Origin of the sequence: Acinetobacter sp. CIP A162 (assembly GCF_000367905.1) — a bacterium.
Classification (GTDB): Bacteria; Pseudomonadota; Gammaproteobacteria; order Pseudomonadales; family Moraxellaceae; genus Acinetobacter; species Acinetobacter lwoffii.
In genome coordinates, this window is record NZ_KB849159.1 from 1292134 (window position 1) to 1305142 (window position 13009).

Genomic DNA, 13009 nt, shown 5'->3' on the forward strand with positions numbered 1-13009 from the left:
CAGCGATATTCCCTTAGTTATGGCTCCAATTATCCATTCTCTGTTAGATACTGACTTGTACAAATTCACCATGTTACAAGTGGTCTTACACAAGTTTCCGCAAACGCATAGTGTCTACCATTTCCGTTGTCGTAATCTGGAAGATACAGTCTATCCACTGACGGATATTCTGGATGACCTGAATCATCAACTGGACCTGCTGTGTCAGCTCAAATTCAAAGAAGATGAACTGCAATATTTAAGAAGCTTACGTTTTATCAAAAGCGATTTTGTGGATTATCTGGAACTGTTCCAGCTCAAGCGCCGTTTCATCAAGGCCAGTATCGACAGTCAAGGCCGTCTGGATATTGTGGTGGAAGGTCCGATGGTTCAGGCGATGATGTTTGAGATCTTCGTTCTCGCCATTGTCAATGAACTGTATTTCAGCCGGATTCGTACCCCTGAAGTGCTGGCTGAAGGCGAGCGCCGTTTAAAAGCCAAAATCGAGCTATTAAAACAGTATGATGCTGCGCAAAACCCAAATGATCCACCATTTTTGGTGTCAGATTTTGGTACACGTCGCCGTTACAGTTTCGATTGGCAAAAGCATGTGGTCGAAGAATTTCACAAAGCTGCACCGCATGTGTTCCGTGGTACCAGTAATGTACTGTTGGCCAAAGAGCTGGGGATTACCCCGATTGGCACTATGGCGCATGAATTCCTGCAAGCTTTTCAGGCGCTGGACGTACGTTTACGTAATTTCCAGAAATCTGCACTGGAAAGCTGGGTACAGGAATATCGTGGTGACCTGGGCATTGCCTTGACCGATGTGGTGGGGATGGATGCGTTTCTGCGCGACTTTGACCTGTACTTTGCCAAGCTATTTGATGGCTTGCGTCATGACAGTGGCGATCCCTATGAATGGGGTGACAAGGCCTATGCACATTATAAAAAGCTGAAAATAGACAGCAAAACCAAGATGTTGACTTTTAGTGATGGCCTGAATCTGGAAAAAGCCTGGAAACTGCATCAATACTTTAAAGACCGTTTCCAGGTCAGTTTTGGCATTGGCACCAACCTGACCAATGATATGGGGCAAACCCCACTCAATATTGTGCTGAAACTGGTGGAATGTAACCGTCAGTCAGTGGCCAAAATCTCGGATAGTCCGGGCAAGACCATGACCGATAATGATACCTTCCTGGCCTATTTACGTCAGGTTTTTGAGATCAATGAACCTGCTTAAGTCAGTTTGAACAATTCATAATTTTTAAGAACCGTTTCTAGATAGAGGCGGTTTTTTTATGCAAGCTTATTTAAGACCAAGGTTTAGCTAAAATCTTGCTAATCATCTGCAAAGAAAGCACATCAGTGTAAAAACCAGCTGTGCTAAGATCAACAGGATTTGACCAATAATAGCCATGATAACGATGACCGCTGCAGCTTTTAATTTTGGCCTGCTGATTGAGGCAGAAGATTTAGTTCCCTATTTGGGCCATGAAAAACTTCGTATTGTCGACCTGAGCCGTGCCTCTGTGTATGAGCAGCTGCATATTCCGCACGCCTTGCATTTAAAGCCTAAACTTCTGGTGCGTCAGGAAGAAACGGCGATGGGACTGTTGCCGGACGCGGAAGGCTTGCAGGCTCTCATTGATTATCTGAATATTTCTTCTGAGCATCATGTGGTGGCTTATGATGATGAGGGCGGGGCATGGGCAGGGCGTTTGCTCTGGAACCTGCATTGTCTGGGTTTTGAAAATACCAGTCTGTTGAATGGCGGGATTCATGCTTGGCTCGGTGCCGGTTTGCCGACTTCTTCCAGTCAGGAACAGTTTGCACCAGTGAAGGATGTATTTCAGGTCAATCTTGACCATCAGGCAAATTTTCAGATTGGCTATGATGAACTGCGCCAACAGGTTGAAAATCAACAGGTTCAAATTTGGGATTGCCGTACGCAAGATGAATATACCGGTTTACGTTTAGCGGCTCGACGCGGCGGTCACATTCCGGGAGCACGTCATTTTGAATGGAGTACTGCCCTTAATCGCGAAAATCATTTAAAATTACAGCCTTTACCACGTACTCAGCAGCGCCTGGAACAACTGGGCTTTGATTTGAATCAACCCGTTGTGGTGTACTGCCAGTCCCATCACCGCTCAGGTTTGGCCTATATTTTGGGTCGTTTACTGGGCTGGAAAATTCGAGCCTATGATGGTGCGTGGAGTGAATGGGGCAACCGCCTCGATAGTCCAATCGCTACAGGGGAGCTGCCATCTTGAGCATCACGTCACGTTTAAAACAACAGTTTTTTATTAAAGCTCAACGATTAGTACCGCAACATCGCTTGTCTCGGGTGGTGGGTAAAATTGCCGCCAGCGAAAACCCGATTATCAAAACTGCTGCAATTACTGCCTTTAAGGCGCAGTATGGTATTGATATGTCGATTGCTGAACAGGCCAATGCCCTGAAATTCAAGTCATTTAATGAATTTTTTACGCGTGCCCTAAAAGAAGGTATCCGTGCAATTGATCCAGATGCTACGAGCATTGTTTCGCCTGCAGATGGTGCGATTTCCCAGCTGGGTAAAATTGAAAATGGCGATGTGTTCCAGGCTAAAGGCCAGAAATTTACCGTTGAAGCCCTGATTGCTGATCCGCAACTGGCCGAGCCATTCAAAAATGGTGAATTCGCGACCGTGTATTTGTCGCCACGTGATTATCATCGGGTGCATATGCCATTTGCCGGAACATTAACTGAAACGCTATATGTTCCAGGCGAGCTGTTCTCGGTAAACCAGGTGACCGCAGAAAACATTCCGGGCCTGTTTGCACGCAATGAACGTATGGTCTGTCTGTTTGATACTGAAATCGGCCGTATGGCGGTGGTATTGGTCGGTGCGATGATTGTGGCGGGTATTGAAACCGTGGCAACCGGCAAAGTGAAGCCTTCAGGCCGGATCGAACTTAATCAGCATGACCTATTCCTGGAAAAAGGGGCAGAACTGGGTCGTTTCTACCTCGGTTCAACAGCAGTGATTTTATTCGAAGAAAATAAAATGCAGTGGGATGCCGCATTCAAGGCCAATTCTTTGGTGAATATGGGTGAAGCGCTGGGGCATACAGTTTAAAAATTTTAGCCTCCCTTTATTAAAGGGAGGTTGGAGGGATTAAATATTTTCTCGTTTAAAATAAATAAAAATCCCCCTCAGTCCCTTTAAAAAAAGGGGGGCCTCTCCTATTCAGGAGAAGGTTAGAGAGATCCAAATAAAAAAAGCGCCATCAGGCGCTTTTTTTATTTCTAGAAAATTATCGTTTCACGACGATGGAATCGATTCCGCTATTTTGCAAGGTTTGCTGCGCGATAATCGCTGCTTCTGCAGAATCGTAAGGGCCTGAAACCACGCGATACCAGACTTTACCATTTTCTACACTGCGTACCACATCGGCAGATAAACCATTGAGAATAATTTCGGCACGGCGGGCATCGGCCTGATCCGGATCATCAAAACTACGGACTTGCAGAATATAACTGGCCGGTGTGGCAACAGGCGTTTCACTGGCTTCTAAGCCAGGTTCAGTCGTCGTCGCTTCAGGTGGAGCTACTTCAGGTCGAGGTGCTTCTACAATCACTACTGTATCCTGATTTTTGTTTTCAGGGACGGCCTGTTCAGGAATCGGCGTCACTTGTTGCTGTGGTAACAGATCATAAAAACGGTAATCTTTATTGGTATCTTCTTCTTGGACAGATTCAGCACTTGTTTGAGTTTTCGGTTTAACCGGTTCCCATGGCTTCCAGAGCATCAGTGCCATTAAAAAACTTAACACGATTAAAATGATCACGAGTGTGCCGAGCCAGGTTGGAATAAGTGGCTTTTTAGGCTTATTCGGTCTTTCAGATACACCGCGTTGCGTTTTTCCAAACACTTGGGAATTTCCTCTTATTAATCGGGACATATAGAAAAGGCATAACAGCAGTTATGCCCTTACTATCACTTCATCCTATGTGATCAGGATACAAAAGTCATCCTCTAGATCACAAATCACACAGAATTTTAATTTATCTGTATCTTCAAGCACATAGCTAAAGTTACAAAATGTCTGCTCAGCAGATAAACGGCAATACGTGGCATGTTCTCAAGCTAAACTCTAAACATGCCAAGTTGTTTGCATGCTCACTTCGAGCATAGCTCTCGTCTTGCGAGCATGCAAAACAGTGTTTTGACTATTTACCTTCTTGCATCAATGTAAAAGCAGTGCTTTACATTGATTCAGGAGCTGACACACCTAAAAGTTCTAAACCGTTACGCAGTACCTGACGTACGTTCACTGATAACAATAAACGTGCCTGAGTTAATTCAGCATCATCACCGAGTACTTTATTGTCGTTGTACCAGCCGTGGAACAATGCTGCCAGCTCTTTTAGGTAGTTACCGATTTGATGCGGCTCATAGCTGTTTGCAGCACGGACCAGAATTTCTGGATAGGCCGCTAGTTTGGCCAGGATTTCAGTTTCAGCATCAAGCTCCAGCTTAGCCGCCAAATTACGTGCCGCTGTAGCATCAAAGTTGACATTGGTAGACGCTGCTTTTTCTAACATACGACAGATACGGGCGTGTGCATACTGGATGTAATACACGGCGTTGTCCTTGCTTTGTGACACAGCAAGATCTAGGTCAAAATCAATGTGCTGTTCAGACTTGCGCATTACGTAGTAGAAACGAGCGGCATCATTGCCGACTTCTTTACGCAAATCACGCAAGGTCACAAACTGGCCTGAACGGGATGACATTTGTACCATCTCGCCGCCACGCCATAGGCTCACGAACTGAACCAGAAGAACCGTTAATTTTTTCGAATCATAGCCCAGCGCATCAATGGCCGCTTTTACACGTGCGATATAACCGTGGTGATCTGAACCCCAGATATCGATGATATCGGTATAGCCACGTTGTAATTTGTTCAGGTGGTAAGCGATGTCAGACGCGAAGTAAGTGGTCTGGCCATTACGGCGTTTCACGACACGGTCTTTTTCATCACCGAATGCAGTGGATTTAAACCAGATGTTGCCATCTAGTTCATACAGGAAACCACGCTGATCTAAGGTCTGTAAGGCTTCTTCAATTTTGTCTGTCAATGATTCTTCGCTGAACCACTGATTGAAGGTTACACCGAACTCGCCCAAGTCATCTTTAATATCATCCAGAATCGCTTTAAGCGCGGCTTGCAAGAATACGCGGTAGCCTGTGCCAATTAACGCTTGTGAGTTAAAGATCAAACCATCAATGTGTTTTTCTTTATCACCAGACAATACGACTTTATTGCCATCAGCATCTAATTCAGCAGCAAATTGCACATCTTCAGGCACATCTTTATACACGTCAGCCACAGGGCGTACATAGGTGTCGCCATCCTGGTCAATAATGCTTTGCGCGATTTCTTTAACGTAGTCGCCTTGGTAGGCATTTTTTGGGAACACCAGTTCCTGACCCGTTAATTCTAGGTAGCGCAGATAAGTCGAAGTCGCCAGAATGTCCATTTGACGGCCAGCATCATTGACATAGTATTCGCGGTCGACTTTGGCACCAGTCGCTTCAAGCAGGTTCGCAACCGTCATACCATACGCAGCACCACGACCATGACCCACATGCAGGCTGGAGGTCGGGTTGGCAGACACGAATTCAACCTGGATACGTTTGTCGGCATTGACCTGGGTACGACCATAAGTCGCCTGTTGTGCCTGAATCTGATCGAGGACTGCAAAGCGCTGGTCGGCATTCAGGAAGAAGTTAATAAAACCAGGACCGGCAATTTCTGCCTTGCTGATATCCGCCACTTCAGGCAGGGCAGCAAGAATTTTTTCCGCTAAATCACGTGGCTTCATACCCGCAGCTTTCGACGCGATCATGGCAATATTCGACGCAAAGTCACCATGGCTTCGGTCTTTGGTACGCGTCAAATTACTTGTATTGTTCCAGTCAGATGGGAGTACGCCTTGTGCCTGTAAAGTGTGCACTGCATGATCGAGAGCTGCTTGTATTGCCGTATTCATAATCAGTCGAAAATAGAGATCGCAGAAAAACAGCAAATATAGCAAATTTCAGGCTGTTTAGGTAAAAGCATTTCTAGGGAATAAAAAGTAGAGGATCACTTCGTTAGAAGTTTTTGACTAAAGAAAGGGAAAATCAACGGATTAATCCCGTGAAAATAAAACCAGTTTAAGCTCAATGATTCAGATGAAAAAAACAATGCTCCACCGTATAGAATTTGGCTTATATTAGTCATCTGAAAACAGTAAAAAGAGCATGTCGTGGCTGCATCACAACGTCCGACCATTATCGGTCATATTCCTAAACTCCCTGCAAAATGGGCATTGATTATTGTGCCTTTTATCCTGTCCTGTCTGATGAGTGGCATTATTTCCATGATCAATATGCTGCGTAATCTTGGCTGGATTGATGGATTTATGGCACTCTGGTTTCATAACTGGATGATTTCCTGGGCGATTGCTTTTCCGATTGTGGTGACCTTATTGCCGTTCGTACGCAAATTCACGGGGCTATTGGTCGATATGTCCGGACCTCAGCCACCCAAGTGATCATTTTTTAAATCTTAAATTTGATCTGGCTGGAGTCAATTCTTGGATATTTTAAAAGTCGGGATGTATGGGACGAATAGCGTCATCTTTAAATTAAATGCTCTACCGCCGCCCGGATAATCCCAAGTACCAGACCGATACAGGCACCGACCACGACTCCATTGACCCGGATCATATGCAGGTCGCCGCCGACTTCATTTTCAATCTTGTCGATCATCTCGCTTGAATCCCATTCGTGAATGCGCTCGCTGATAAAACGAATCACTTTTTCACTGTACTGGTCACTCAGGTCAACCGCGATTCCGCTGAGACGTTTATTCAGCAGCTCACGTACCGAGGCATTCGAGATGATATTTTCACCGACCTGTTGAATAGCAATTCTGAGATTTTCCGCAATCCCCGAATCCGGTTTTTGCAAGTCAGCCTTGATCGCATCACATAAAATCACCACCGCACCGCTGATAAAATTCAGCACTTGTGGGCTATCCAGTAAGGCATCCTTGGTTTCATTCAGGCGTTGGCTGGCTTCACTGTCATTATCCGCCAGCTGTAACATCCAGCTATGTCCCATGCTCTCAATTTTAAGTCGCCATGGATGATCTGGATCGGCCAGCATGGCTTCAACGCGCCCGATCACGGAATCAATACTGCGTTGCTGCACGTCAATCCCGATCCAGCTGGCGCCTTTGGCCAGTTTCCACACGCCCATTTCCTTAAACAGGTTACGGGTCAGCTCACGGGTTTGTTCAGGATGTGAGGTCATCCAGGCATGCACCACATCCAGTCCGCGCTGTAGTACATCCTGATGGAAATCATTGTCCAGAACGGCATGCAGCATTTCGCTGGCCAGGGTATTGATCTGGGTATTTTTGACCCATTGCACGCTGTTGCTCTGGATAAATCCGGCAATCTGTTCCTGTCCCACAAATTCAAAGATTTTAGGCACCGTCTGCTGAATGACCTGAGTCACTTGGGCATTGTTTTGTGGATTAGCCAGCCAGCGTCCTGCAGCCAGACTCAGGTCGGTACTGTCCAGACTGCGCTGTACAATTTGCGGAGAAAGAAAATTTTCCTGCACAAAACGGCCCATCGACTCTGCAATACGGGCCTTGTTACGTGGAATGATTTCGGTATGGTCACGTAAAAACTTGGGAATGGGCAATCTGCCAAAAGGGTTACGAAACAGTACGGTAATCGCATACCAGTCCGCCAGACCACCGACCACACCCGCTTCTGCCGAGAGCATCAGAATATGAATGAGCCAGATATATTCGGGTAGCAGTTTGGCTGCAACCATCAATGCCAACCAGATCAGTACGGCGACCACCAGGGCGATGGTCGCGAAACGTTTACTGCGTTGTAAGCTCGGGGAGATACGCTCTGTCTGCATAGATCATCCTGTCAGGAGGGATTGGCCGGTTGCGGTTGCAGCACTGCACCGGATGGACTTAAACCATATTTAGCCCCAAGTGACTGTAAAATCAAGCGGGCATCAAAGGCATCTTGAGGCGCCTGATTGGCCTTGAAGCATTCAATGGTATAGGCCACCTGGGCAGGATCCAGAGTCACGGTATAGGGACGGTCATAGAATGGGTCTGGCCAGAACCCCGGATATCGGCGGTAATACCCGTACGGATAAAAGCTCGGTGCCGGATAGACGATGGCCTGCCGTGGAGGTTGTTGAGTACGGTTACTTGGATCATTCAGTACCCTGAAGAACTGAAAGCCATTTTGTACGGTAGTCTGTGCGGCTTTGAGCAGGGTAATTTCTTCAGCTGTGCCAAAGCTCATATTGGGACGGGCCTGAAAGCTGATACGGTAAGTGTTGCTATTGAGGGGAGTGGTACTGTAGCGACCTAACTGATCAAATGTTAAGGGCTTTGAGGGTGTGGTTGCACAGCCAGTCAGGCTGATGGCAGCAATCATACTCAATCCCAGTAGCATGTTTTTCATGTTCGATCTCCTGATGCAATGATCCAGTTCAGACAGCCGGTCTTAAAAAATCTTAAAAACTGCTATCGGGCTGGGTCAGGAAAGTAAGTTCTTCATTGGTCGATTCACGACCCAGGATTTGGTTCCGATGCGGGTAACGTCCAAAGCGGTCAATAATGACTTTATGCTTTTTCTCGAATTCCAGATTGGTCGGATTGCCCAGACGCTGAAACAGTTTTAAGGCGAATTCATGAATTAGTTTGGATTCGCTGTGCATAAATGGCATATACAGAAAGGCACGTTGTTCTGGACTGAGCTGTTGATCCAGGTTCAGGCTGATGGCTTCCTGAGCCAAGGCCAGTGCCAAACTGTCTTGGGCAAAAGCTTGGGGAGAATCACGGAATAAATTTCGTGAAAATTGATCTAGCACAATAATTTCGGCCAGCCGACCTTCTGCTGTTTCACGCCAGCCCCAAAGTTCAGCCCGGGCTGCCTGCTGATGAGTGCTCATGAACTGCTGCGCAATACTTTGGTCGAATTCATGACTTTGGCTAAACCATAAGGGCTGGCTGTCCGCATGAAACCAGAAGTCTAAAATATCTTGATAATTCATAATATTTACAATTCATTAGCATCTATTTGTTAATAAAATCACAAATTTTCCATGTCTTATAGAGGAAGTTTGTGTTAAAAATTTGCCAAATTAAAAATCAATAGTTTGCCTGAAAACTAGGCAGCCTGTCATGTGCCGGCACGAAATCACGTTATACTGATTAAACCGATGATTTTAATTTAATAATTTAGCCCCCTTAAGCGAGATTGTAATGAGTCAACCTGAATCGACTTCCCAAAATGTGTTACCGACCTGGGTCGAGTCGTCACTCATCAAAGGCATGCTGCGTGGTATCGAGCGTGAAAGCTTACGTATGCAAAGTGATGGTTTCCTGTCACAGGCAGCGCATCCTCGTGCCTTGGGTTCAGCCTTGACTCATCCACATATCACCACGGACTATTCTGAAGCATTGATGGAGTTTATTACTCCGCCACAAGACAGTATTAAAAAGGCGCTGGACTATCTCAGCGATATTCATGCAATTGTACATCGCCATCTGGAAAATGATGAAAAGCTCTGGCCTTTGTCGATGCCGTGTATGCTGGACAGCCGCGATGACAGTATTCCGCTGGCACAGTATGGCAGCTCGAATATCGGTTTATTTAAAACCTTGTATCGTCATGGTCTAGGTGTGCGTTATGGCCGCCGTATGCAGACGATTTCAGGTGTGCATTACAACCTGTCTTTCCCGGACCATCTCTTCGAGGCACTGCAACAGCAGGAACAGGACGAAGCGCTGAAAGCATTGAGCTTGCAGGATTATCGCAGCCATCGCTATATGGGCCTGATCCGTAACTTTATTCGTCTGACCCCACTGGTGATGTTCCTGATCGGGGCCAGTCCGGCAGTCTGCCAGTGCTTTATGACTGGCCGTGATCATTTCTTGCTGCCATTGGTGAAAGGCACTTTGTATTCGCCTTATGCGACCGCGCTGCGTATGGGACGTTTTGGCTATCAAAACTCTGCGCAGAAACAGCTCGGTATTCACTACAATAATTTGCAGGACTATCTGGACGGACTGCAAAAAGCCGTTAAAACGCCGTATAAACCGTTTAGTCGTCTGGGACTAGATGATGCCAATGGCCAGCCGATCCAGATCAATGATCATGTGTTGCAAATCGAAAATGAATATTACAGCTTAGTGCGCCCGAAACAGGTGCCACTCGCGGGTGAAACCCCGTCACAGGCCCTTGAAAATCGCGGGATTGCCTATGTCGAGTTACGTGCCGTCGATGTCAATCCCTATAGCCCGATTGGGATTAATGAAGATACGGCCGGCTTCCTCGAAGTCGTAGCTTTGTACTGTTTATTGCAGGACAGTCCGGCGCTCCTCAGCGATGAACAGGATATCATTGAGCAGAATCAGGCCGAGGTCGTGAATCGTGGCCGTGCGCCAAATGCCGCAATTATGGAAAATGGTCAGTCTTATCCGATTGAAGACTGGTGTGCCATGCATTTGCAACATATGCATCCCCTGGCCAAGCTGTTAAATTCGGCCTATGACACCACCTTATATACTGATGCTCTAAAAACCATGAGGATCCGGGTCGATGAAGTCGATGCCACCTTGTCTGCCCTAGTGGTCGGGGATACGCGTGAACAGGGCAGTATGTGGCATTTTGGCCAACATCTGGCCCAGCAACACAGCAGTGTCTATGAAGCGCATCAGCTCAGCCCGGAAACCCTGGCTTATTTTGAAGAAATGTCACAAAAGTCATTGCAGCAGCAACAGCAACTCGAGCAAGATAGCAGCGTCAGTTTTGCTGATTATTTAGCCCAATATCGATAAAAAATAAGAGGATTCACCATGCAATGGGGTTATCGCTTCGTGAGTGGTATGTTGTTTCTGGCTGCTGTCATCGGCATGGCATTTGCCTTATATCTTGAGCATGTACAAGGTCTGGCGCCTTGTCCGCTCTGTGTGTTTCAGCGTGTTGGATTAATCGGACTCGGGATCATCTCACTGATCGCATTCCTGCATAATCCCGCATCTAATCTCATGAAGCGGCTGTATGCCTTGCTGGGTTCGCTCAGTATTTTGTGGTCTGTGGGCGTGGCTGCGCGTCATGTCTGGTTACAGAACCTGCCACCGGATCAGGTGCCGAGCTGCGGTCCCGGTCTGGAATACTGGCTGGAAACCCTGCCGATGCAGTCTGTACTGCAACAGGTCTTAAATGGTTCAGGGGAATGTGCCGCGATTGACTGGACCTTCTTGGGTCAATCCTTGCCTGTCTGGTCTTTGATCTTTTTCAGTATTTTATTGCTGATTAGCCTGTGGCAACTACTGCGTAAATATAAAAAGGCACCGGTTAAACGACTCAGAGATAAATATTAATTCCGTATTTAATAAAAAAGCCCTCAATCGAGGGCTTTTTTATTTGCTTCAGTTTAGGTCAGGGCTATGCCTTCCAGACTGTCCAGATCCATCACATATTCATGAATCTGATCAAAGGCTTCATCTTCTACACTTGGATAGAACCAGCGCGCCACCTGCTCGGCCACTAGCGGATGATACTGAATTTCAAAATGGTTCAGGCCGTAAAAAATCGCCTTGTTTGCATCGGGGACTTTGAGCTGGAAACGCGGATTGGGATGCTCGCCCAAAGCACTTTTAATACTGACCAGATAATCGCCAATCACATGTAAGGTCTTGTTTTTTCGGTTTTCAAACTCGATGGTACCGGCGACCAGATAGGTATCGATATGCGAGGGAATTGGGGCAGGTTTACGGTGATCATCCATAAAGCCGATCCGAAGTGGATTATGCTCCCAGTCATCATCCCGGACGCTGCCATGGCGCAAATCCAGAATACCGTTACTGCGAATATTGACCAGATGGCCAAGCAGCCGGATCAGTGGAAAATGTCCAAGTTTGTCCTGCAAGCTAAAGCCAAAACGTTCCAGTACTGCACCATGATGCGGTGAACCCAGACAGACCAGATTTTCCACCATATTGACCCAGCTATAGACATTCTGCTTGCCATAAAACAGCGCACTACGAGAGACCAGACCACCCATGCTATGCCCGATCAGGTCAATACTGGTAATTCTCGGATTGCGAGCAATCAGATCCTGTAAGGTATTCGCCAGACTTCGACCATTGGCAGAAATCCGGCGTCCAGTATTGTAATTCAGGTAGAGCATGGTATTGCGGTCGCGCTGCGCCAGTAATTTTGCCCCAATGCCTTCATATTTGCGATTTGACCAGTCTAAATGGTTCATGCATAAGCCATGTACAAACAAAGTAATACGACCGCTTAGCTCACCTTTTTGCAGCGAGCCATAATGGTCATAGATCACCATCGGCAGGGCTAGAGGGTTTTGATATTTCAGCAGATAATCCCCGATAATGCCATTTAAGACACTGACCAGAAAATGCAAGGAAGGTGTCAGCGGTTTATTATGCAGTTTAGGAAAGCGTTCAATAATCTGGCGCAAAGCAGGGGCAATCAGGGTATTGCCATAATGAAACAGCATGTCATAAGACATTTGATAGAGCCGCACAATCGACGGAATATTCTGAATTTTTTCAGAATTATTTTCACTTAAACCGAAAATACTCATTAAAATTTCGCGTTGAATACTCTTGATCAGCTCCTGGATCACATCGTTAAAGCGCATCGTTACCAGCTGCGCCAGACCTTCCAGTACATCGGCCTGACTCGGCGGGGTTCGATCCCATCGACAATAGGTTTCATGTAACGGTGTCAAACTTGGCATCTGATCCTGTCCTTTCAATGAGCCGCATGTGGTGCCATCTTTCTTTTTAAAGAACTTCGCGGTATAAATTCTTTTTCTTGTTGAGTTTCCTGATTTTGAGGGCCTCAGCTTAAAATAACGAGAATGAGAAAAGATTTTGAGCTTTTTTGTCAGACAATTTAAGCAATTAAC

12 protein-coding genes are annotated in these 13009 nt (G+C 46.4%); 6 read left to right on the forward strand and 6 right to left on the reverse strand.

Annotated elements, in window-relative coordinates:
- Positions 1-19 precede the first annotated feature (19 nt).
- The 3 genes from pncB to asd all read left to right on the forward strand — a co-directional run bounded on the left by pncB (position 20) and on the right by asd (position 3106).
- Entirely contained in the window at positions 20-1225 is a 1206-nt protein-coding gene (gene pncB / locus F995_RS12485; protein ID WP_004281262.1) for a nicotinate phosphoribosyltransferase, read from the forward strand.
- A gap of 184 nt (positions 1226-1409) precedes the next feature.
- On the forward strand, positions 1410-2258 hold the full coding sequence (locus F995_RS12490) for a sulfurtransferase (protein WP_004647196.1): 849 nt from the start codon (positions 1410-1412) through the stop codon (positions 2256-2258).
- The gene (asd, locus tag F995_RS12495) at positions 2255-3106 is read left to right on the forward strand and encodes an archaetidylserine decarboxylase (RefSeq protein ID WP_004647197.1); all 852 of its coding nucleotides are present in this window, start codon (positions 2255-2257) and stop codon (positions 3104-3106) included. The genes F995_RS12490 and asd overlap by 4 nt, the downstream gene beginning before the upstream one ends.
- A gap of 178 nt (positions 3107-3284) precedes the next feature.
- Here the strand turns inward: asd and F995_RS12500 are convergent, their stop codons facing one another.
- Positions 3285-3902: an SPOR domain-containing protein gene (locus F995_RS12500; protein ID WP_004647198.1), complete on the reverse strand. Its 618-nt coding sequence runs from the start codon at positions 3900-3902 to the stop codon at positions 3285-3287.
- Between the two features lie 334 nt (positions 3903-4236).
- Positions 4237-6027, reverse strand: a complete 1791-nt coding sequence (gene argS, locus F995_RS12505; RefSeq protein ID WP_004647199.1) for an arginine--tRNA ligase — start codon at positions 6025-6027, stop codon at positions 4237-4239.
- 258 nt (positions 6028-6285) lie between these two features.
- Here argS and F995_RS12510 point away from each other — a divergent pair, with 258 nt between their 5' ends.
- Entirely contained in the window at positions 6286-6573 is a 288-nt protein-coding gene (locus F995_RS12510) for a DUF2798 domain-containing protein (RefSeq protein ID WP_004647201.1), read from the forward strand.
- An 88-nt stretch (positions 6574-6661) separates the two neighbouring features.
- Here F995_RS12510 and F995_RS12515 read toward each other — a convergent pair whose 3' ends face one another.
- The 3 genes from F995_RS12515 to F995_RS12525 are packed head-to-tail and all read right to left on the reverse strand — an operon-like array spanning position 6662 to position 9118.
- The gene (locus F995_RS12515; protein ID WP_004647202.1) at positions 6662-7963 is read right to left on the reverse strand and encodes a DUF445 domain-containing protein; all 1302 of its coding nucleotides are present in this window, start codon (positions 7961-7963) and stop codon (positions 6662-6664) included.
- A gap of 11 nt (positions 7964-7974) precedes the next feature.
- Complete coding sequence (locus F995_RS12520; protein ID WP_004647203.1) at positions 7975-8526, reverse strand: CC0125/CC1285 family lipoprotein; 552 nt, start codon at positions 8524-8526, stop codon at positions 7975-7977.
- A gap of 52 nt (positions 8527-8578) precedes the next feature.
- Complete coding sequence (locus tag F995_RS12525; RefSeq protein ID WP_004647204.1) at positions 8579-9118, reverse strand: DUF924 family protein; 540 nt, start codon at positions 9116-9118, stop codon at positions 8579-8581.
- 211 nt (positions 9119-9329) lie between these two features.
- Here F995_RS12525 and gshA point away from each other — a divergent pair, with 211 nt between their 5' ends.
- Both gshA and F995_RS12535 read left to right on the forward strand, forming a co-directional pair.
- Positions 9330-10907, forward strand: coding sequence for a glutamate--cysteine ligase (gene gshA, locus F995_RS12530; protein ID WP_004647205.1), 1578 nt, complete (start codon positions 9330-9332; stop codon positions 10905-10907).
- Positions 10908-10925: 18 nt separating this feature from the next.
- Positions 10926-11453: a disulfide bond formation protein B gene (locus tag F995_RS12535; protein WP_004281272.1), complete on the forward strand. Its 528-nt coding sequence runs from the start codon at positions 10926-10928 to the stop codon at positions 11451-11453.
- 53 nt (positions 11454-11506) lie between these two features.
- Here F995_RS12535 and F995_RS12540 read toward each other — a convergent pair whose 3' ends face one another.
- A complete protein-coding gene (locus F995_RS12540) occupies positions 11507-12838 on the reverse strand; it encodes a PGAP1-like alpha/beta domain-containing protein (RefSeq protein ID WP_004647207.1) in 1332 nt (443 codons plus the stop codon).
- Positions 12839-13009 lie beyond the last annotated feature (171 nt).

What these genes read in the sequence shown, in the direction of transcription:
- pncB (WP_004281262.1), top strand. Translation starts at nt 20, where the DNA reads ATGGCTCCAATTATCCATTCTCTGTTAGATACTGACTTGTACAAATTC.
- F995_RS12490 (WP_004647196.1), top strand. Translation starts at nt 1,410, where the DNA reads ATGACCGCTGCAGCTTTTAATTTTGGCCTGCTGATTGAGGCAGAAGAT.
- argS (WP_004647199.1), bottom strand. Translation starts at nt 6,027, where the DNA reads ATGAATACGGCAATACAAGCAGCTCTCGATCATGCAGTGCACACTTTA.
- F995_RS12515 (WP_004647202.1), bottom strand. Translation starts at nt 7,963, where the DNA reads ATGCAGACAGAGCGTATCTCCCCGAGCTTACAACGCAGTAAACGTTTC.
- F995_RS12520 (WP_004647203.1), bottom strand. Translation starts at nt 8,526, where the DNA reads ATGAAAAACATGCTACTGGGATTGAGTATGATTGCTGCCATCAGCCTG.
- F995_RS12525 (WP_004647204.1), bottom strand. Translation starts at nt 9,118, where the DNA reads ATGAATTATCAAGATATTTTAGACTTCTGGTTTCATGCGGACAGCCAG.
- gshA (WP_004647205.1), top strand. Translation starts at nt 9,330, where the DNA reads ATGAGTCAACCTGAATCGACTTCCCAAAATGTGTTACCGACCTGGGTC.
- F995_RS12535 (WP_004281272.1), top strand. Translation starts at nt 10,926, where the DNA reads ATGCAATGGGGTTATCGCTTCGTGAGTGGTATGTTGTTTCTGGCTGCT.
- F995_RS12540 (WP_004647207.1), bottom strand. Translation starts at nt 12,838, where the DNA reads ATGCCAAGTTTGACACCGTTACATGAAACCTATTGTCGATGGGATCGA.